Below are 19,400 nucleotides of genomic sequence, written 5' to 3'. Positions count from 1 at the left end.
GAGATTATGATATACTGTTGGTAGTATTTTTGACTAGACTATTTGAGGGTGATAAAATGAAAATTTCTACAAAGGGCCGTTATGGGCTAACGATTATGATTGAATTAGCAAAGCATTATGGAGAAGGACCTATTCCGCTACGCAAAATTGCTGCTGAAAAGGAGCTTTCTGAGGCATACTTAGAGCAGTTGGTTTCACCATTACGTAATTCAGGCTTAGTGAAAAGTGTGCGCGGTGCATATGGTGGGTATATGCTAGCAAATCCACCAAGTGAAATTTCAGCGGCTAATGTTATCAGTGTATTAGAGGGTCCAATACAGCCAGTAGAAGGTATTGAAAATGAAGAGGCGCCTCAGCGAGAGTTATGGCTTCGTATTCGTGATGCTGTGAAAAATGTATTAGATACTACGACAATTGAGGATTTAGCACAGTATACTGAGGAAAATGTAGCGGACGGCTATATGTTCTACATTTAAAATGTTTAGGCTAAAGCATCGCTCCCTAAGTCGACGTAATGTCATGTGATAGGGAGACGGACCTTTAGCGCTTTTCGAATAAAGGAGTTTTCAACATGAATTCATATATTTATCTCGATCATGCAGCGTCTTCACCAATGAATGACAAAGTAATAGACGCTATGACTACAGCAATGAAACAGGTTTATGGAAATGCATCAAGTATTCATGGAATAGGTAGAGAGGCGCGCAAATATTTAGATGATGCACGTGAAATACTAGCCCAATCAATTGGTGCTCAACCTGGGGAAATTATTATAACAAGTGGCGGAACAGAGGCGGATAATACGGCTATTTTTGGCACAGTTTATGCACGCGCTGCTGAAGGGAAGCACATTATTACCACACAAATTGAACATCACGCTGTGTTACATACTTGTGAAAAGCTTGAGCGAGATGGCTTTGAAGTAACATATTTACCGGTCGATGAAAAAGGACGCGTCTCGGTAGAAGACGTGCGAAATGCATTACGTGAGGATACAATTTTAGTAACGATTATGTATGGTAATAATGAAATTGGTACGATTCAACCGATTGCTGAAATTGGTAACTTGTTACGTGAACATAAGGCTATTTTCCATACAGATGCTGTTCAGGCGTACGGTTTAGAGTCAATTAATGTTGTTGATTTACATGTTGATTTACTAAGTGTTTCCGCACATAAAATTAATGGTCCTAAGGGTATTGGTTTCCTTTATCAAAAAGCAGGAACACCATTTGCTAGTTATGCATTAGGGGGAGCACACGAGAAAAAACGTCGTGCAGGAACTGAAAATGTGCCCGCAGCGATCGGCTTTGCGACAGCAGTGGAAATTGCAAATGAGTTGCGGGAAGAGAAGCGCGCGCTATACAATCGCTTTAAGCAAATAGTGTTGGATGTTTTCACGAAAGAAAATCTAGCATTTCATGTGAATGGAGATTTAGAAAATACGCTCCCACACGTTTTAAATGTAAGTTTTTCTGGTATGGAAGTAGAGTCATTCCTAGTAAATCTTGATATGGCAGGTATTTGCGTATCGAGTGGTTCTGCGTGCACTGCTGGTTCCATCGATCCATCACACGTTTTAGTTGCGATGTTTGGACAAGGGGCAGAAGAATTACGTAACTCGATTCGTTTTAGCTTCGGTCAGGGTTTAACAGAAGCTGACATACAACTTGTGGCTGAAAAAACTGCTGCCATTGTGAAAAGACTAGCGAAAAAATAGTTTGGTAAAAATTTAGGCGTGTTGATTAGGGGAAAATAGGTTTATTATTGAGAGATAAAAGGATTTTTTGTTGTTATCTCGCTAATATATTTACATTTTAACTGATTGTAGCTACAGGCTGCTCGACTCCCGCAAGAAAGCGAGTAGCCTGTAGCGCAAATCAGCCTATTCGAATTAGTTTGAATGTATAAAAAGGGTTAATCAACACACCTGTTAAAAATTGTACATTTAATGGAATTTATATAAAAGAAAAGGTGACCATAATGAAAGAAACACGTGACCCCTCACAAATTCGTGTTGTTGTCGGCATGTCGGGTGGGGTAGATTCTTCGGTTGCTGCATATTTACTAAAACAACAAGGATATGAAGTAATCGGGATATTTATGAAAAACTGGGATGATACAGACGAAAATGGCGTTTGTACAGCTACAGAAGACTATGATGATGTAATTAAAGTATGTAATCAAATCGGGATTCCTTACTATGCAGTGAATTTTGAAAAGCAATATTGGGATAAGGTTTTCACATACTTTTTAGAAGAATATAAAGCAGGGCGCACACCAAATCCTGATGTTATGTGTAATAAGGAAATTAAATTTAAAGCGTTTTTAGAGCATGCGATGGATCTTGGAGCCGATTATTTAGCGACAGGTCACTATGCTCGTGTTGATCGTAGTGGTGATGGCGAAGTTAAAATGCTTCGTGGCATAGACGATAATAAAGATCAAACGTATTTCTTAAACCAATTATCGCAGGAACAATTGTCGCATGTAATGTTCCCAATTGGAGATATTGAGAAAAAAGAAGTCCGTAAAATTGCGGAGGAAGCTGGGTTAGCTACAGCTAAGAAAAAGGATTCAACAGGAATTTGCTTTATTGGAGAGCGTAATTTCAAAGAATTTTTAGGCCAATATTTACCGGCGCAACCTGGTAAGATGGAAACGATGGAAGGTGTCGTAATGGGCCAACATGACGGATTAATGTATTATACACTTGGTCAACGTCATGGTCTTGGAATTGGTGGTGACGGTGAGCCTTGGTTCGTGTTAGGGAAAGATTTGGAGCGCAATGTGTTACTAGTTGGGCAAGGTTTCCATAATGATTCACTTTATTCTACTTCACTGACTGCTGTGAAAATGAACTATACTTCGACAAAAAAATTGCCCGGGAAATTTTCATGCACAGCAAAATTCCGCTATCGTCAAACGGATACACCAGTGGAAGTAGAAATATTAGAAGATGGACGTACACATATTACGTTTGCTGAACCAGTACGTGCAATCACACCTGGACAAGCTGTTGTATTATATGATGGTGAAGAATGTTTAGGTGGCGGTACGATCGACGAAGTTTTTAAAAATAATGAAAAACTAACATATGTAGGTTAATTTGCGAAAAGACTGCTTATACTACTTTCCCTGAAAGTGTATGGAGTTAGGCGGTCTTTCGCTACATAGAGGTGAACAAAACAATGAATTTTAACGAGCAAGGCATTCAAGCATTTCAAGAAAAGCGCTACGAGGATGCGGCACAACTTTTTACACAAGCAATTGAAGCAGAGCCTGAAAATCCAATTGGATATGTGAATTTCGGAAATCTCTTAGCGGTCTTAGAGGATACTGAACGAGCAGAGCGTTTTTTTCAAAAAGCAATCACTGTGGATGAAACGGCAGCAACTGCCTACTATGGTTTAGCAAATTTATATTATAATGCGGAGCGTTATGCGGAAGCAGTAAAGCTTTATGAGCAAGCACTAAAACATAATATTGAAGGCGCAGATGTGTATTATATGATGGGTAAATGCTTTGAGCGAATGGAAAATCCGAAGCTTGCACTGCCATATTTACAACGAGCTTCAGAGCTTGCACCAGAAGATACGCAAATTCGTCTGGCATATGCAATTGTGCTCTGTGCACTAGAAATGTTTGACGAGGGTAAAAAGGAGTTAGACTATTTAATCGAACAGGATTGGAATAACGCAGATGCACATTATAATTTAGGTGTACTATATGCGGTATCTACTGAGCAAACAGAAGATGCCATGTACCACCTAAAACAAGCCTTTACATTACAGCCTGATTACGACCAAGCACGATATATTTATGATATGATTGCACAGCGATTTAACTAAAAGAGGATGCCGGAATTACTTCGGCATCCTTTTATATCGTGAGTTTAGTCTTGATCATCCTCAGAAGAATAATCAAGTGGTAGTTGAGTTAGATATTGTGCTAAATAAGCAATAGGCATTGCATCTAATGACGTCTCTTCTTCATCCGCTTTTAAAATATTTATTTCTTCATTAAGTCGTTCCATTTTTCGATCCAGTTCAGCTGCTTGAATGGCAGCTTCCTTCAATTCCAAACGTATATGTTCAGGTACTTCCTTGTTGTATTTGTAATAGATTTTATGTTCAAGGCTAGCCCAGAAGTCCATTGCAATTGTACGAATTTGAATTTCTGTATAAACACTTTCCACACGATCGGACATAAAAATTGGGATTTTTATAATAAGATGCAAGCTTTGATAGCCATTCTCCTTTGGGGATTTAATATAATCTTTTACATCCACAACTTCAATATCATTTTGCGACTGTAGCATGGCACTTACTTTATAAATATCCTCTACAAAGGAGCATGTAATTCGCACACCCGCAATATCACGAATGTTTTCACGAATCACTTCGACAGATGTCTCAAGGTTCTTTTTCTTGATCTTTGACAATATACTTTTTGGTGATTTTACTCGAGTTGATATATGCTCAATCGGGTTATATTCGTGAATTAATTTAAACTCTTCTTGTAAAATGTTAATTTTCGTTTCAATTTCTTGCAAGGCAAATCTATAGGCTAAAAAGAAACGTGTTATTTCTGATTGTAGGTTTTTTAAAGTGATTGCTTCGAGTTCATTTTTCATTCTTCATAAAATCCTTTCTTTTAGCAAATAACATTAATGAAATTTTTTTTTATGGATCTCCTTAAATAATAGCTTAACAAAAATAGCTACTAAACAGAAATATGTGCTCTAAATTATGTAGTATTCTTGTTTCAATTAAAAAAGGGGATGTTTAGTCCCCTTAGTCATCAAACGATAATTTTAGCATTTAAGTTGCATCGTTTATTAAATTCATCAACGAATATTTGTAAATCGATATACGTACCAATATAAGGTTCTGTTTCTTGATCATGTAGGATGCCACATGTTGCCTTTAAAGATTTTGAAAACTCAAGTAGCAGTTGTTATCGACTAGCTGTATATGCAACGAAAGTGAATTATCTTTTGTATTGCATTTGAAATATTTACCATATATAATGAGTTTGAAATTTGTTTCCTCAAAAGGAAAAACATAATCCTAACTTCATAATACTTCACTCTTTTTGCAAAAATTCACCGCGTCTGAATAAGGTAAATCTCCACCAAATATTGAAAGAGCGCTACCAATTGTAACATGAAGTCTACCATTTGCGATATTTTTAAATTTCTTTAAGTCGTCTAAAGAACGAATTCCTCCAGCATACGTTGTTGGGATGGTTGTCCAAGTGGCTAAATCATGCACTAAGCTTTCCTGCATACCGCCTTTTTTTCCTTCTACATCAACAGCGTGAATAAGTAGTTCATCACAGAAATTTTCGATATACGCAATAGACTCAGCATTTACTTCAAAATCACTAAACTTTGTCCATTTATCAGTCACAACAAACCATTTTCCATCGCGCATACGACAGCTTAAATCGATGACAAGATGCTGTTTACCGATAATCTGTACTAATTGCTTTAGTCGATCTAAATTAAGCTTACCATCATAGAAAATAAATGATGTGACAATAACATGGGAAGCACCCGCATCAATATACTTTTTTGCATTTTCAGTAGTAATGCCCCCACCAACCTGCAAACCTTGAGGGTAAGCTGCTAGTGCTGCAAATGCAGCTTCTTCGTTTCCATCACCTAGCATAATGACGTGACCACCTGTTAAATGATCCTTGGCAAACATTTTTGCATAATAACTAGAGTCATGATTTGAAATAAAGTTTTCGATGACTTCTTGATCTGTATGACCAAGTGTACTGCCAACAATTTGTTTTACTTTGCCATCGTGTAAATCGATACAAGGTCTAAATTCCAATAGCTTCACAATCCTTCCGTGCAACAAGTTCATCTATATCATAGCATGGAAAGGTTGTTAATAGCGGTGAAATGTCAATTGTCAAAATAATGTTAACTGCATTTAGTGAATATTCTGATAGCTAATGCGAAATGTCAGCTAACAGAATTCTGCCGCCTTTTCATCGGATAACTAAACATTTGTACCTGTCGCTACGCTTTCGTACAAAAGAAATCTGTACCTGTCGCTATGCTTTCGGTACAAAAGACATTTGCTGAAATAGAGGCACTCAGGCTAAAAACTTCACATCCTGTGAAAACGCCTGAGTGACCAACATCGTGTTGTTGCTGTCGCTTCGTTGCACTACGCTTTCGCACAGAATGAACCCCTGTTGCTGTCGCTTCGTTGCACTACGCTTTCGCACAGAACGAACCCCTTTTGCTGACGCTACGTTAGCACTGCGCTTTCGCACAAAAAACATCTGTTGGCCTAAAGCCTCTGGCAGATGTCACGGAATTATGCCGGGGCATAATTGATTAAAATATAGTGAATTGTCTTTTTAAACGATTTTTCCTGATATGCTGTGGTAAAATATAATGATTGAAAAGAACACGAAAGGACGAACCGAAAATGGCAGAGAATCCTGATTTATTTGAATTAAATAAATTTTTCATACTCGGACGTCCGATTGTCTCTATCTTCCACAATGCTCAAAACATGTATTCGATAGTTCGTGTGAAAATTCAAGAGACCAACTTACAGTATGAGGATAAGGAAATAATAGTTGTTGGATATTTTCCGCCGTTACAAATGGATGAACAATATCGTTTTACAGGTATAATGAAGCAACATCCAAAATATGGTGTGCAATTTCAAATTGAGACGTTTACAAAAGAAGTGCCGGCAACAGAGCAAGGGATTATTCATTACTTATCGAGTGATCTGTTTGTTGGAATCGGAAGAAAAACTGCTGAAACAATCGTAGAAAAGCTCGGGGCGAATGCGTTACGTCTTATTTTAGAGGATCCAAATGCGCTTGATGCTGTACCTCGACTATCTGCTGAAAAAAAAGAGGTTATCCATCGTACGATTGAACAAAATCTAGGCTTAGAACGAGTGATGATTCAACTTAATGAATGGGGTTTCGGACCACAGCTCGGCATGAAAATTTACCAAACATATCGAACAGAGGCAGTTGAATTATTAACTGAAAATCCATACCGCCTTATTGAAGATGTAGAGGGTGTGGGTTTCTTTCGTGCCGACGAGCTAGGTGCAAAATTAGGGATTACTGGCAATCATCCAGACCGTATTAAGGCGGCGATTTTACATACTCTAAATACAGCAGCTTTATCGGATGGGCATGTGTATTTAGATGCAGAACATGTTTTACCGCTAGTAAAAGATATGCTTGAGCAAAGCCAACGAGAAGATATTCCTTTTGAGACCATTTCTAAAGCTTGTATCGAATTGCGTGAGGAAAGTAAAATTTGCGGGGAAGAAACGAGATTATATTTACCATCTCTATATTTCTCAGAAGTCGGAATTGCATCAAAAATATTAGCTTTAATCGAACGTAACAATAAGGCTGAACATTTTAGCAAGGACGAAATACGCAAAGCGATTGGTGAAACAGAAGAGATGCTCAATGTCGCATATGCTGAAACACAAGCGAATGCTATTGAGCAAGCTTTAAACTCAGCTGTTATGATTTTAACTGGTGGCCCTGGTACTGGTAAAACAACTGTTGTTCGGGGTGTAGTAGAAGTGTATGCAAAGTTACATGGACTATCATTAAACCCGAAAGAATACGCACAAAAAGAAGAACCATTTCCGATTATTTTATGTGCTCCAACAGGACGTGCAGCCAAGCGTTTATCGGAATCAACAGAACTTCCAGCAATGACAATTCATCGACTGCTAGGCTTTACTGGTCAGGAGAAAGAGGAAGAAACTGAACGTGAAGTTACAGGGAAACTCATTATTGTAGATGAAATGTCGATGGTCGATACTTGGCTCGCGCATCAATTATTAAAATCCTTGCATGAGGATGTTCAAGTTGTATTTGTTGGCGATCAAGATCAGCTTCCACCAGTAGGACCAGGACAGGTGTTAAAGGATTTGTTGGCTTCTGGGCAAATACCAACTGTTGAATTAACAGATGTATATCGACAAGCAGAGGGCTCAACGATTATTGAACTTGCTCATCAAATTAAACGTGGTAATATCACAAATGACCTAACGTTAAAAACGTCTGACCGTTCATTTATTAAAGCCTCCTCAGATCAGGTAGCAAACGTTGTCACACAAGTGGTGAAAAGTGCGGTTGCCAAAGGTCAAGAAATTCGTAATATCCAAGTGTTAGCACCAATGTACAAAGGTCCCGCAGGAATAGACAATTTAAATAAAATGATTCAGAATCTTATTAATCCTAACGACACTGGTACTAGAAAAGAGCTCGTCTTTGGTGATGTCACATATCGCATAAAGGATAAGGTCTTACAGCTTGTTAATCAACCAGAGAGCAATGTTTTTAATGGTGATATGGGTGAGGTAATCAGTATTATTAAGGCAAAGGAAACAATTGAGAAACAAGATTTGCTTGTTGTGTCATTCGACGGTATTGAAGTAACTTATCAACGTAGTGACCTCAATCAATTGACACTGGCCTACTGTTGTTCAATTCATAAATCGCAAGGCTCTGAGTTCCAAACAGTTATAATGCCGGTTGTCCGAGGATATTCTAAAATGCTGCGACGTAATTTGTTATATACGGGTATAACGCGTGCAAAAAATTTCTTGATTTTATGCGGTGAGCCTGATGTGCTAGCAGATGGCTTACAGCGTACGGATGATTTACAGCGCTTTACGTCTCTACGTGCAAGACTCAATCCAATGAATATAGCAGAGGAAGTTGCGGAAGCTGAAACGATTCCTTTGAAAGACGATTTACAGAAAGAAAAACCATCTATTGATAGTAAACTAACGGTCGAAACGGAACCATATATCCATCCTTTGATTGGAATGGATGGTATCTCACCGTATGATTATTTAGATATTTCATAAATAGTATCAAGGGTTCTGAAACAATAAAAACGGGCACCTCCCAAATAAGCTCTTGGAAAATATGATTTATGAAATTAATTCAACCAATAAACTTTTATTGGTTGGAAAATCGTCTAATGATTGAAGTAAAAGATAATAAAAATTTTATGAGGTGAATATTGTGAAACGCATGCTAGTATTGCTTCTGTTCATTATGGTATTACCTTTTGCAGAAAAAGCATTTGCAACTAATACCGTCATCCAAGTGAATGAAGAAGCAACTGTCTTTGATAATCGTTCAGGCTCACTAGTTCAGGTAGGAACATTATCAGCAGGGCAAACTTTTGAAGTAACAAAAGATTATGGAGCCAATTGGTGGCAAATTCGTTGGGGTGGTTATTATGGTTATGTTGAAAAACGTTATACAACGGTTGTTTCAGCAAAAAACTATAAAAATACAGTCCCTGCTGTTGCTAAAATAAAGGACTATATTGTCCCAACAAGCGTTGCACCGATTTACGATAATACTGGCAATAAACTGGTTCAATTTGCCACATTGTCGGAGGGAGTTCGCTTCCCTATATATAACAGAATGGGTAATTGGTATGGAATTGCAGTGAACGGACGCTTAGGATATGTTCATAGTAATTTTGTTGTAGAAGAAAAAGGTCAGGATACAACAAATACTAATACTAATACTAATACTAATACCACAAAGCCGCCTGTTGAAAAACCAACTACAACTCCTCATCCTCCAAGTAAACAAAATGGCTATATAGAGGCGGTTGAAAACGTAATTCTTTATGATTTCCGTCGTGAAAAAGCAATGGCTATTGCTACATTAATGAAAGGGCAACAGTTGGAGATTGTAGATTCGATGGATCCAACATATGTTCAAGTTCGGTGGGGGAAATCATATATTTATGCAGAAAAATCAAAGGTGAAAATTATAAATACTCCTTCATATAAAAATGTTGGTAAGGACAATGCCATGAAAAATGAGTATTTCATACCTATTTCTGCAAACAGTGAGATTTATGACAAAGCAACAAAAGCGTTACAGCCATTTGCCAAACTAGATACAAATCGCCGTTATCCGATATTGCGAAAAGAAGGGGATTGGTACGTAACAGTACTTGGTGGACGTGAAGGATATATCCATCGCTCTAAAATAGCTATAGATCGTGGCGTCCCTGTTATGATGTATCATCATCTTCTAAAAGAGCATGAGCTTGGACGTTTCAAAAATGTAAGTACTACGATGACAGATGTTCAATTTGCAAAAGAAATGACGTATTTAAAAAGTAAGAACTACGAAACCATTAGTGCAGACGAATTATTGCGTTTCATGCGCAATGAAATTACATTACCTGCTTATTCAATTGCTTTGACTTTTGATGATGGCCTATTGTCGACACGTGAATATGCATATCCAGTGCTTAAAAATAATGGCTTTAAAGCTACACAATTTTTAATTACGTACCGTAATGAAAATTCAAATGATGGACAGATTTTTAATTATAATGATCTACAGGCACTTTCACGTCAGGATATGACAAATATGCAAGATGTTTTTACCTACGGATCACACACATACAATTTACATGACTTGGTAGGGAACAAAGGCAAAATGCTGCTAATCCCATACCATGAGGTTGTTCAGGATTTACAGCGTAGTATAGCAATTATTCCAAAGGCTAAGGCTTTTGCTTATCCGTTTGGGCAATATAATGCAAACATCATTAATGCGGTAAAGGAAGTGGGATTCACAATGGCATTTACAACGAAAGTTGGCTATAACAATCCGTACGATGATGTATATCAAATTAAACGCTTGTCCAGTAATCAACAAACAACATTCGAGCAATTCCAAAAAATGGTGCTACCATATGCACACTAAAAAAAATCCCGATCAATTTGAATTGATCGGGGTTTTTTTATGTGTTTAATGACATTTGGTAAAACGTATGCCATGTATATATGCTTCGCTTTTGCGCATAAAACACTTGTTGCCCAAGCGGCTCATCTGACGTCCCAAGGAAAGCTCCTAGTCGGAACGGAAATGATGAGCCATAAAAAAAGCCACATCTGTAGATGCGACTTTTTTACAATTATCAATATTTGAATTTAGTGGATACCAACTATGTGATGTTTAACTACTTCATATGCTTGGCAAACATTTTTAAATTGATCTTTTTCTTTGGCAATCATATCTGAAGCAATAGAAAATAAAAGATTTTCCTCATTATGATCCTCCATTTTATTCATTAAAGTAGCTTCCATTTTCGCTACGTACGAGATGATTTGTTTATTCATATATATATTCTCCTTTAATAAAAAGATGTATTTGTTTTGGTTACGAAGCTATCGTACACCTACATAAATAAAAAATCTAGCAATTCTGTACTAGTCGAAGTGGACTTTTTGTTGAATGTGTCGCAAATTTGAACTCGGTAAAAAAGTGCTGATTGAAACCGTTTTTATCTAAAATAACTGAAAAATCGTGCAATAAAGGGAGGTTTTTACTGTATTTATAAAGTAGTACAGTTTGTGAAATTTAAGGTTTTGCTATAGTACAGTTGGATGGGGTGGAACCTAATATTAGGAAATTTCATATACTGAATAAGTATAAAACATTTGTAACGTTTAGGGGTGACTGCATGCCAGTAATTACAGGACAGCAATATATTGACCGTATTGACGCTTTACAAACATATATTTCGATTGACGGGGAAGTTGTCACAGGGAAAGTGTCGGAGCATCCAGCATTTAAGGGAGTAATGCAGAGTCAGGCAAGGCTTTTTGATTTACAAAATGAAAAGGCATTGCTTGAGAAGATGACCTATGTTTCACCAACGAGTAATAACCGTGTAGGCATGTCTTTCCTTCAAGCAGTGACAGTCGAAGATCTCGTGAAAAGACGTAATGCAATACGAGAGTGGGCATTATCAACTCATGGCCTTATGGGGAGAAGTCCGGATTACATGAATACAACATTAATGGCTCTAGCATCGGTAGCAGAGTATTTGAAAGATAAACCGAATTGTTTCCCACAGCATTTGTTAAAATTTTATGAGCATGCTCGTGAGAATGATTTGACTATGACACATACATTTATCGAGCCACAAGTAAACCGTCAAAAATTTTATTTTGAAGATGAAGATGTTACAATTGCTGCTAAAATTGTAGATAAAACGAGCGAAGGGTTAGTAATTAAAGGTGCAAGATTACTAGCGACACAGGGAGGAATTACAGATGAACTCCTTGTTATATCAACAAATGGTTATGATGAAGGAAAAGGCTTTGCTTTCTCAATACCAAGTAATACAAAAGGTTTAAAGTTTTTATGTAGACAATCATTTGTCGGAGGCGAATCGGATTTTGATTATCCGTTAAGTAGTCGTTACGAGGAAATGGATGCAATCGTTGTATTTGATAATGTTGTAGTACCGTGGGAACGCGTCTTTTATTATGAGAATATGGAAGTTGCCAATAACTTTTTGAACGTAAGTGGTTTTCAAACATATGGTTTACATCAAGTTCTTACACGTCAAATTGCTAAAACAGAATTTGTCTTAGGTGTTGTACAGTCAATTGTAAATACGATAAATATCGGCGAATATCAACATGTGCAGCAAAAGGTTGTTGATATCATTGTTGCATTAGAAACGATGAAGGGCTTACTGGTAAAGTCTGAAATCGAAGCAAAGAGAGATGATTTTGGTTTTATAAGACCTGACCTTCCAACAGTACAAGTAGCGATTCAGATTTTCCCTAAAGTATATCCAACCTTTACAGAAATTATCCAATTACTTGGCGCAAGCGGATTAATGTCCATTCCAAGTGAAAAAGCATTTACTGCGGATAATGGCGACCTTGAGCATTTTTTACAGTCTTTTCAGGATGGTGGAAAGGACCGTGTCAAAAAATTCCGCTTAGCTTGGGATTTAACGATGAGCAGCTTTGGTACAAGACAAACACTATATGAGCGCTTTTTCTTTGGGGACTCAGTCCGTTTAGCCAGCGCACTTTATAATTCTTATAATAGGGAAGAATTAGTTAATCGGGTAGAAAACTTTTTGAAAAATAACAATTAATTTCTTAGAGAATATCTAATTTTCTATATTTTTAATTTTTGTTTGACAGTTATTTTACTTTACATTATGATTTACAGGAACAATGAAATTAACAAAATAACAATCCCTTCGTTAGGTGAGGCTCCTATGCTGGAGATACGCTACTGCCCAAAAATGTCGAGAGACGCCAATGGGTCAACAGAAATCATCGAAATAAGGTGTTTTTTAACGTAGCTGGTATAAATCCTATGCCGTATAGTGCTAAAACTCAACGTTTGAAGGAAGAAAGCAGAGTAGTGTTTGAAACTATGCTTTTCTTTGATATGTGTATTCAACACGCCTTCATTCGTCGGAGGCGTGTTTTTGTTATTTAAGGAAGGTGATAAGAAATGGATAGTAGCCCTGAACCGAATACGAAAATATTAAGTAGTAGTGAAAAATTAAGGATTGTCGATTTCTTATCGTCAAAACAAATGGGTATTGATGAGAAATGCTTCTAAAACAAGCTAAATTACAATCAATAACGTCACCTATTTGTTTTCCTTAAATAATAAAACATGAGGTGAGGAATAATGATTAAAATCCATTATTTTAAAAAAGGAAATAGCGCAGTACAACATGATTTCGATATTAAAAAATTTAATCATGACCTTCATAATGAGGATTTGTTATGGGTTGATTTATATGCTTACAACTACAATGAATTGAATGATATAGCTGAAATATTTGGTTTCCATCCATTAGCAGTTGAGGATTGTCTTCATGAAGGCTCACGTCCTAAAATGGATAATTACGGCGAGTACAAATTTTTCGTTTTCCATGCACCAATATATAACGAAAAAAGTAGCAATGAAATAACAACTGTAGAATTAAACATTTTTATGGGTCCTAACTATGTTGTAACGGTTCATAAACAAAAACTTAAATGGCTAGGTCACATCGAGAAGGTTTGCTTAAACAGTACAAAGTATTTAGATAAGGGTACTGATTTTCTATTGCATACTATTATCGATGGAATTACGGATGATTACTTCCCGGTTTTAGAGCGAATTAGAGCACGAATTGATGAGCTTGAAGAAGAAATATATGATTATGCACCAAAAGAAGTTACGGAAGAATTCCTTGCACTAAAACGAACTATTATTTTGATTCGACAAACAATTATGCCGCAAAAAAGAATTTTTTCAAATAGTAATGGTCAGTGGAAATTTGAAATTCGTGAGGAAAATATACCTTTCTATAAAGATTTAAATGATCATTTAGAACGGATTGTAGAATCTACAGAAACTTATAGAGATTTAGTAAACAGTACCTTAGATACGTATTTTTCTATTATAAGTGGTAAATCGATAGAAAAGCTCAATTTATTAACAGTCATTTCAACTATTATGTTACCTTTATCAGTAATTACAAGTTTTTTCGGTATGAATGTCCCGTTGCCATATCAAGATTCTCCAATAGCGACAATAATAATTAGTGTTTTCCTAGTTGTTTTTACTTGGGGAATGTGGGCATATTTTAAAAAAATGATTGCTTAGCTATGATTAGCAATTATAGTGCCAATTGACAGAAGAAAATATTTTTTTTATAATTCTCCTTAGAAAATTGTAAAAAACGATGATGGAAAAAGTACGTATTTGTGCGTGTAAAAGAAAGGGATTTCTTGGCTGAAAAAATCCTCACAATAGCAAATACCGAAAGCTACTCCAGAGTGCAGTTAATCTCTGCCGTTCACTTACGTTACAAGTGCTAAAGAGAGGTAAGTATATTTTTACTTACAACTAGGGTGGTACCGCGAGACAAATCACAAGTCCTCGTCCCTTTTTGGGGATGAGGGCTTTTTTATGTTTATCTGCGTGAAAGCTTACGCCAAGGCAAAATTGATTTGCGGATTCATTTCGTGATTTTACAAAACATATAGGGAGGAACTTTTCAAATGAAAGCAGTAGAAATTCGCCGCATGTATTTAGAATTCTTTAAAGAAAAAGGACATCATCATGAACCATCAGCACCACTTGTGCCAATCAATGACCCATCATTACTTTGGATTAACTCAGGTGTTGCAACACTTAAACCATATTTCGATGGTCGTATCATTCCTGAAAATCCACGTATAACAAATGCTCAAAAATCAATTCGTACAAATGATATTGAAAACGTAGGTAAAACGGCTCGACACCACACGTTTTTTGAAATGTTAGGTAACTTCTCAATTGGGGATTATTTTAAAAAAGAAGCTATTCATTTTGCTTGGGAATTCTTAACGGATAAAAAATGGATGGGCTTTAATCCAGAGCTTTTATCTATTACTATTCATCCTGAAGATCAAGAAGCGTATGACGTTTGGCATAACGAAATTGGTATTCCTGAAGAGCGTTTAATCCGACTAGAGGGGAACTTCTGGGATATTGGTGAAGGTCCATCTGGTCCTAACTCAGAAATTTTTTATGACCGTGGGGAAGAATATGGTTCAGATGAAAATGATCCAGAAATGTATCCTGGTGGTGAAAATGAACGCTATCTTGAAATTTGGAATTTAGTGTTCTCTCAATTCAACCATAATCCTGATGGCACATACACACCACTTCCGAAACAAAATATTGATACTGGTATGGGTCTAGAGCGTATCGTATCAGTTGTTCAAAATGTTCCAACGAACTTTGATACTGATTTATTCATGCCTATTATTGAAAAAATCGAGCAATTAGCAAATCGCAACTACAAACGTCCAAGTGAAGTAGCGCTAAGTGAAATCTTCGGTTCAGAAGAAGATATCAATACTCCATTTAAAGTTATCGCGGACCATATTCGTACAGTGGCGTTTGCTATTGGTGATGGTGCTCTTCCTTCAAATGAAGGTCGTGGTTATGTATTACGTCGTTTACTACGTCGTGCTGTGCGCTATGCAAAACAAATTGGCATTGAAAAGCCATTTATGTTTGAATTAGTACCAACTGTTGGTGAAATAATGAATGATTTCTACCCAGAGGTAACGGAAAAATGCGAGTTTATCCAACGTGTTATTAAAAATGAAGAAATTCGCTTCCATGAAACATTAGACGGTGGTCTTGCTATCTTTAACGAAGTAGTAGAAGCTCAAAAAGTAGCTGGCCATGACTATATCCCAGGTGCAGATGCATTCCGTTTATATGATACTTACGGTTTCCCAATCGAATTAACAGAAGAGTATGCGGAAGAAGTAGGCATGAAAGTAGATCATGAAGGTTTTGAAGTAGCAATGGAAGAACAACGTGAACGCGCACGTGCAGCTCGTCAAGATGTGGATTCTATGCAAGTTCAAAACGAAGTGCTAGCAAACTTGACGGTTGCAAGTGAATTTGTAGGCTATGATACATTAACGACAGACTCAGAAATTGCAGCGATAATTGTCAATGGCCAAGTATCAAAGGTAGCATCTGAAGGGCAAGAAGCACTAGTTATTTTAGCTAAAACACCTTTCTATGCTGAAATGGGTGGTCAAATTGCGGATAGCGGTGTTATTTCTAATGATAGCTTTACTGCCATTGTAAAAGATGTACAAAAGGCTCCAAATGGACAGCCGCTTCATACTGTAATTGTAGAATCTGGCGAAATGCATGTTGAAGATGCTGTGAAAGCAGTAGTTAACCGTGAAGAACGTAATTTAATTATTAAAAACCATACAGCAACACATATTATGCAACGTGCATTAAAAGATGTACTAGGCGACCATGTTAGCCAAGCTGGATCATATGTAGGACCTGATCGTTTACGTTTTGACTTCTCTCACTTCGGACAAGTGACAAAAGAGGAATTACAACAAATTGAACGTATTGTAAATGAAAAAGTGTGGGATGATATAGAGGTCGTTATTGAAGAAAAAGGCATCGATGAAGCGAAAGCTATGGGAGCAATGGCGCTATTCGGTGAGAAATATGGCGATATCGTTCGCGTTGTTTCAATTGGTGACTACTCTATTGAGTTATGCGGTGGTATTCACGTAAAACGTTCCTCTGAAATTGGCTTCTTCAAAATTGTTTCTGAAGGTGGTATCGGTGCAGGCACACGTCGTATCGAGGCTGTGACAGGTAAAGTTGCTTATGAAGCAGTAAAAGAGGAAGAAGCTTTATTAAACGAAGCAGCAGCATTGTTAAAAGCAAATCCAAAAGATATTGTGACAAAAGTACACACATTACAAGCTGACTACAAAGATTTACAACGCGAAAATGAGTCATTATCACAAAAAATCGCGAATGCACAAGCGGGCGCTATTGTGGACGCAGCGCAAACTTTTGGTGATATAACTGTTCTTTCTACTAAAGTTGAAGCGAAGGATAATAATCAACTGCGTCAAATGATGGATGACTTGAAAGCTAAAATGCCTAAAGCCGTTATCGTTCTTGGTGCTGGTGATGGCGAAAAGGTAATGCTATGTGCTGGCGTAACAAAAGATTTAGTTGGTGGCAATTACCATGCCGGAAATATCGTTAAAATGGTTGCAGAAGCATGTGGTGGTAAAGGTGGCGGTCGTCCAGATATGGCGATGGCAGGTGCAAAAGATGCATCAAAACTTGATGAAGCACTACTTTCTGTGTATGATTATGTTAAATCCATTTAACTTCTTTCAGCGAAAAGAAGTTAAAGCCTCCGGCGGATGTCACGGAATCGGAAAAGGAGTTCTTAGGGGATGTTAGCCTAAGATCAACGCATCCATGCGATAACGGCTAACAGACCTGCATCTTGCAGGCCTAAACACAAAGCCGATTCCGGACGCAATTATGCCGAGGCATAATTGATAATACGCCAAAACATGTTATAATAAAGAGAAATTGGAGATGAGCTTTTTTTGCACATCTCCTTATTTCTGAAAGCGAGGTGCTGGTCATGAGTTCATTTGATCAAACGATGAAATTTAATTTTCCAGAAGAATCAATGGAACAGGAAGTCAAGCAGGTAATGTTGAAAGTACATTCTTCACTAGAGGAAAAGGGATATAATCCTATCAATCAGATTGTCGGTTATTTACTTTCTGGTGATCCGGCGTATATTCCTCGCCATCAGGATGCTCGTAATTTAATCCGCAAGCTTGAGCGTGATGAAATTCTAGAAGAGCTTGTTAAATTTTATATTAAAAAGAATAACGAGGACTAGAAATGAGAATTATGGGATTAGACGTTGGGTCAAAAACCGTTGGCGTTGCTGTTAGTGATGCTTTAGGGTGGACGGCTCAAGGTATTGAAACCGTAAAAATTGATGAAGCTAACGGCGAGTTCGGCATTGAACGTATAGCCGAACTAGTGAAGGAGTATGCCATAACAGAATTTGTTGTAGGATACCCGAAAAACATGAATAATACGGTAGGACCGCGTGGGGAGGCTTCTGAAAACTATAAAAAGCTTTTAGAAGAAACTTTTTCTCTACCGGTCAAGCTTTGGGATGAGCGTTTAACAACGATGGCTGCTGAGCGTATGCTAATCGAAGCAGACGTGAGTCGCAAAAAGCGTAAGCAAGTCATTGATAAAATGGCTGCTGTGATGATTTTACAAGGCTACTTGGATAGCAAAAATTAATTGATGAGGTGACACCACATGGCACAAGAGCATAACCATGAAGAAGAATTACATGTACAACACATTACAGTGATTGACGAGAACGGAAATGAACAGCTTTGTGAAGTAATTCACGTACATGAATCAGCTGAATTTGGCAAATCATACGTATTTTACTCTATGGTAGGCGCAGAAGAAGATGAGGATGGATCTGTAGAAATCTTCGTATCTTCATTTGTACCATCTGAAAATGGTGAAGATGGTGAATTAACACCAATCGAAACTGAAGCAGAGTGGGATATGGTAGAAGACGTATTAAACGCTTTAGAGGATGAAGACGAAGACTAATTCGTAATCTTTAAAAGTGTGGAACAAGGATGGCAACAAGCACTCCTTGTTCCTTTTTTACTTTAGGAAGAATGAAGTAGCTATGAAGTTATAATGCGAGTCTATAGCGAAATGATTTTATATCACTCAATGATGCTGAATATTTAAGGACTCGTTTCAAAATTTGAACCATAGTTAAAAGGAGGAGATTAAATGAACGAGGAAACGCAAGAATTTCTTCTAGTTGGAGAGGATGGCAAGGAACAAAAGTGTCGTGTTGTCTTTACCTTCGATGCAGAGGAAAAATCGTATGTATTGTTTTCGTTAATTGACGAAGATGGTAATGAAATCCCAGGTGACATTTCTGCTATGACATTTGATTATGATGATAACAATGGAGAAATGACAAATCTACAGCCTGTTGAAACAGAGGCTGAATGGGTAACTAAACTGTTAACGAAAATTTAGACATAACTATACAAACGTGTGTAGAAGCATAGATTGATAACAGAATACCCTTCGTATCAAGCGATTGGTGCGAACTCCACGTTAATTGCTTTTAACTCCTAAAGCCTTGTGACCAAAGCGGAGCTGGAAAC

The 19,400-nt window shown here is 37.3% G+C and carries 17 protein-coding genes, 1 riboswitch and 1 other annotated feature; of the genes, 13 read left to right on the top strand and 4 right to left on the bottom strand.

Annotation, left to right across the window (positions count from 1 at the left end):
* Positions 1–56: 56 nt before the first annotated feature.
* From cymR to ACQKMV_RS09995, 4 genes are all read left to right on the top strand, one after another.
* The gene (cymR, locus tag ACQKMV_RS10010; protein WP_427423317.1) at positions 57–476 is read left to right on the top strand and encodes a cysteine metabolism transcriptional regulator CymR; all 420 of its coding nucleotides are present in this window, start codon (positions 57–59) and stop codon (positions 474–476) included.
* A 95-nt stretch (positions 477–571) separates the two neighbouring features.
* A complete protein-coding gene (locus ACQKMV_RS10005) occupies positions 572–1,720 on the top strand; it encodes a cysteine desulfurase family protein (protein WP_427503719.1) in 1,149 nt (382 codons plus the stop codon).
* A gap of 263 nt (positions 1,721–1,983) precedes the next feature.
* Positions 1,984–3,108, top strand: a complete 1,125-nt coding sequence (gene mnmA / locus ACQKMV_RS10000) for a tRNA 2-thiouridine(34) synthase MnmA (protein ID WP_427423315.1) — start codon at positions 1,984–1,986, stop codon at positions 3,106–3,108.
* An 83-nt stretch (positions 3,109–3,191) separates the two neighbouring features.
* Positions 3,192–3,851 (top strand): tetratricopeptide repeat protein, encoded by a 660-nt coding sequence (locus tag ACQKMV_RS09995; RefSeq protein WP_427423314.1) that lies wholly within the window; start codon positions 3,192–3,194, stop codon positions 3,849–3,851.
* 44 nt (positions 3,852–3,895) lie between these two features.
* On the opposite strand, the gene ACQKMV_RS09990 is transcribed toward ACQKMV_RS09995, so the two are convergent.
* From ACQKMV_RS09990 to ACQKMV_RS09980, 3 genes are all read right to left on the bottom strand, one after another.
* Entirely contained in the window at positions 3,896–4,636 is a 741-nt protein-coding gene (locus ACQKMV_RS09990) for a GTP pyrophosphokinase (protein WP_427503718.1), read from the bottom strand.
* Positions 4,637–5,078: 442 nt separating this feature from the next.
* The gene (gene hisA / locus ACQKMV_RS09985; protein ID WP_427503716.1) at positions 5,079–5,846 is read right to left on the bottom strand and encodes a phosphoribosylformimino-5-aminoimidazole carboxamide ribotide isomerase; all 768 of its coding nucleotides are present in this window, start codon (positions 5,844–5,846) and stop codon (positions 5,079–5,081) included.
* A gap of 191 nt (positions 5,847–6,037) precedes the next feature.
* Positions 6,038–6,202 carry a hypothetical protein gene (locus ACQKMV_RS09980; protein ID WP_427503715.1) on the bottom strand — a complete coding sequence of 55 codons (165 nt, stop codon included), beginning with the start codon at positions 6,200–6,202 and terminating at the stop codon, positions 6,038–6,040.
* Positions 6,203–6,455: 253 nt separating this feature from the next.
* Here ACQKMV_RS09980 and recD2 point away from each other — a divergent pair, with 253 nt between their 5' ends.
* Together recD2 and ACQKMV_RS09970 are read left to right on the top strand one after the other, a co-directional pair.
* On the top strand, positions 6,456–8,891 hold the full coding sequence (recD2, locus tag ACQKMV_RS09975) for an SF1B family DNA helicase RecD2 (protein ID WP_427503714.1): 2,436 nt from the start codon (positions 6,456–6,458) through the stop codon (positions 8,889–8,891).
* Positions 8,892–9,060: 169 nt separating this feature from the next.
* Positions 9,061–10,770: a polysaccharide deacetylase family protein gene (locus tag ACQKMV_RS09970; protein ID WP_427503964.1), complete on the top strand. Its 1,710-nt coding sequence runs from the start codon at positions 9,061–9,063 to the stop codon at positions 10,768–10,770.
* A gap of 227 nt (positions 10,771–10,997) precedes the next feature.
* Here the strand turns inward: ACQKMV_RS09970 and ACQKMV_RS09965 are convergent, their stop codons facing one another.
* Positions 10,998–11,186, bottom strand: coding sequence for a hypothetical protein (locus tag ACQKMV_RS09965; protein ID WP_427503713.1), 189 nt, complete (start codon positions 11,184–11,186; stop codon positions 10,998–11,000).
* 344 nt (positions 11,187–11,530) lie between these two features.
* On the opposite strand from ACQKMV_RS09965, the gene hpaB reads away from it, so the two are divergent.
* From hpaB to ACQKMV_RS09930, 7 genes are all read left to right on the top strand, one after another.
* Positions 11,531–12,967 carry a 4-hydroxyphenylacetate 3-monooxygenase, oxygenase component gene (gene hpaB / locus ACQKMV_RS09960; RefSeq protein ID WP_427503712.1) on the top strand — a complete coding sequence of 479 codons (1,437 nt, stop codon included), beginning with the start codon at positions 11,531–11,533 and terminating at the stop codon, positions 12,965–12,967.
* Positions 12,968–13,067: 100 nt separating this feature from the next.
* Positions 13,068–13,233, top strand: a riboswitch (M-box (ykoK) riboswitch).
* A 285-nt stretch (positions 13,234–13,518) separates the two neighbouring features.
* Positions 13,519–14,484 carry a magnesium transporter CorA family protein gene (locus tag ACQKMV_RS09955; RefSeq protein ID WP_427503711.1) on the top strand — a complete coding sequence of 322 codons (966 nt, stop codon included), beginning with the start codon at positions 13,519–13,521 and terminating at the stop codon, positions 14,482–14,484.
* A 70-nt stretch (positions 14,485–14,554) separates the two neighbouring features.
* Positions 14,555–14,771: a binding site (T-box leader), on the top strand.
* A 111-nt stretch (positions 14,772–14,882) separates the two neighbouring features.
* The gene (alaS, locus tag ACQKMV_RS09950) at positions 14,883–17,543 is read left to right on the top strand and encodes an alanine--tRNA ligase (protein WP_427503710.1); all 2,661 of its coding nucleotides are present in this window, start codon (positions 14,883–14,885) and stop codon (positions 17,541–17,543) included.
* A gap of 266 nt (positions 17,544–17,809) precedes the next feature.
* Positions 17,810–18,076 (top strand): IreB family regulatory phosphoprotein, encoded by a 267-nt coding sequence (locus tag ACQKMV_RS09945; protein WP_004226839.1) that lies wholly within the window; start codon positions 17,810–17,812, stop codon positions 18,074–18,076.
* 2 nt (positions 18,077–18,078) lie between these two features.
* Positions 18,079–18,495 carry a Holliday junction resolvase RuvX gene (gene ruvX / locus ACQKMV_RS09940; protein ID WP_197145001.1) on the top strand — a complete coding sequence of 139 codons (417 nt, stop codon included), beginning with the start codon at positions 18,079–18,081 and terminating at the stop codon, positions 18,493–18,495.
* A gap of 18 nt (positions 18,496–18,513) precedes the next feature.
* On the top strand, positions 18,514–18,822 hold the full coding sequence (locus ACQKMV_RS09935; protein ID WP_427503708.1) for a DUF1292 domain-containing protein: 309 nt from the start codon (positions 18,514–18,516) through the stop codon (positions 18,820–18,822).
* Positions 18,823–19,014: 192 nt separating this feature from the next.
* Positions 19,015–19,269, top strand: coding sequence for a DUF1292 domain-containing protein (locus tag ACQKMV_RS09930; protein ID WP_427503707.1), 255 nt, complete (start codon positions 19,015–19,017; stop codon positions 19,267–19,269).
* Positions 19,270–19,400 lie beyond the last annotated feature (131 nt).

The sequence above is a fragment of the Lysinibacillus sp. NPDC094403 genome, from assembly GCF_050278745.1.
Classification (GTDB): domain Bacteria; phylum Bacillota; class Bacilli; order Bacillales_A; family Planococcaceae; genus Lysinibacillus.
Note: the sequence above shows the minus strand (reverse complement) of the source record. Positions and strands in the feature narration are given on the sequence as shown.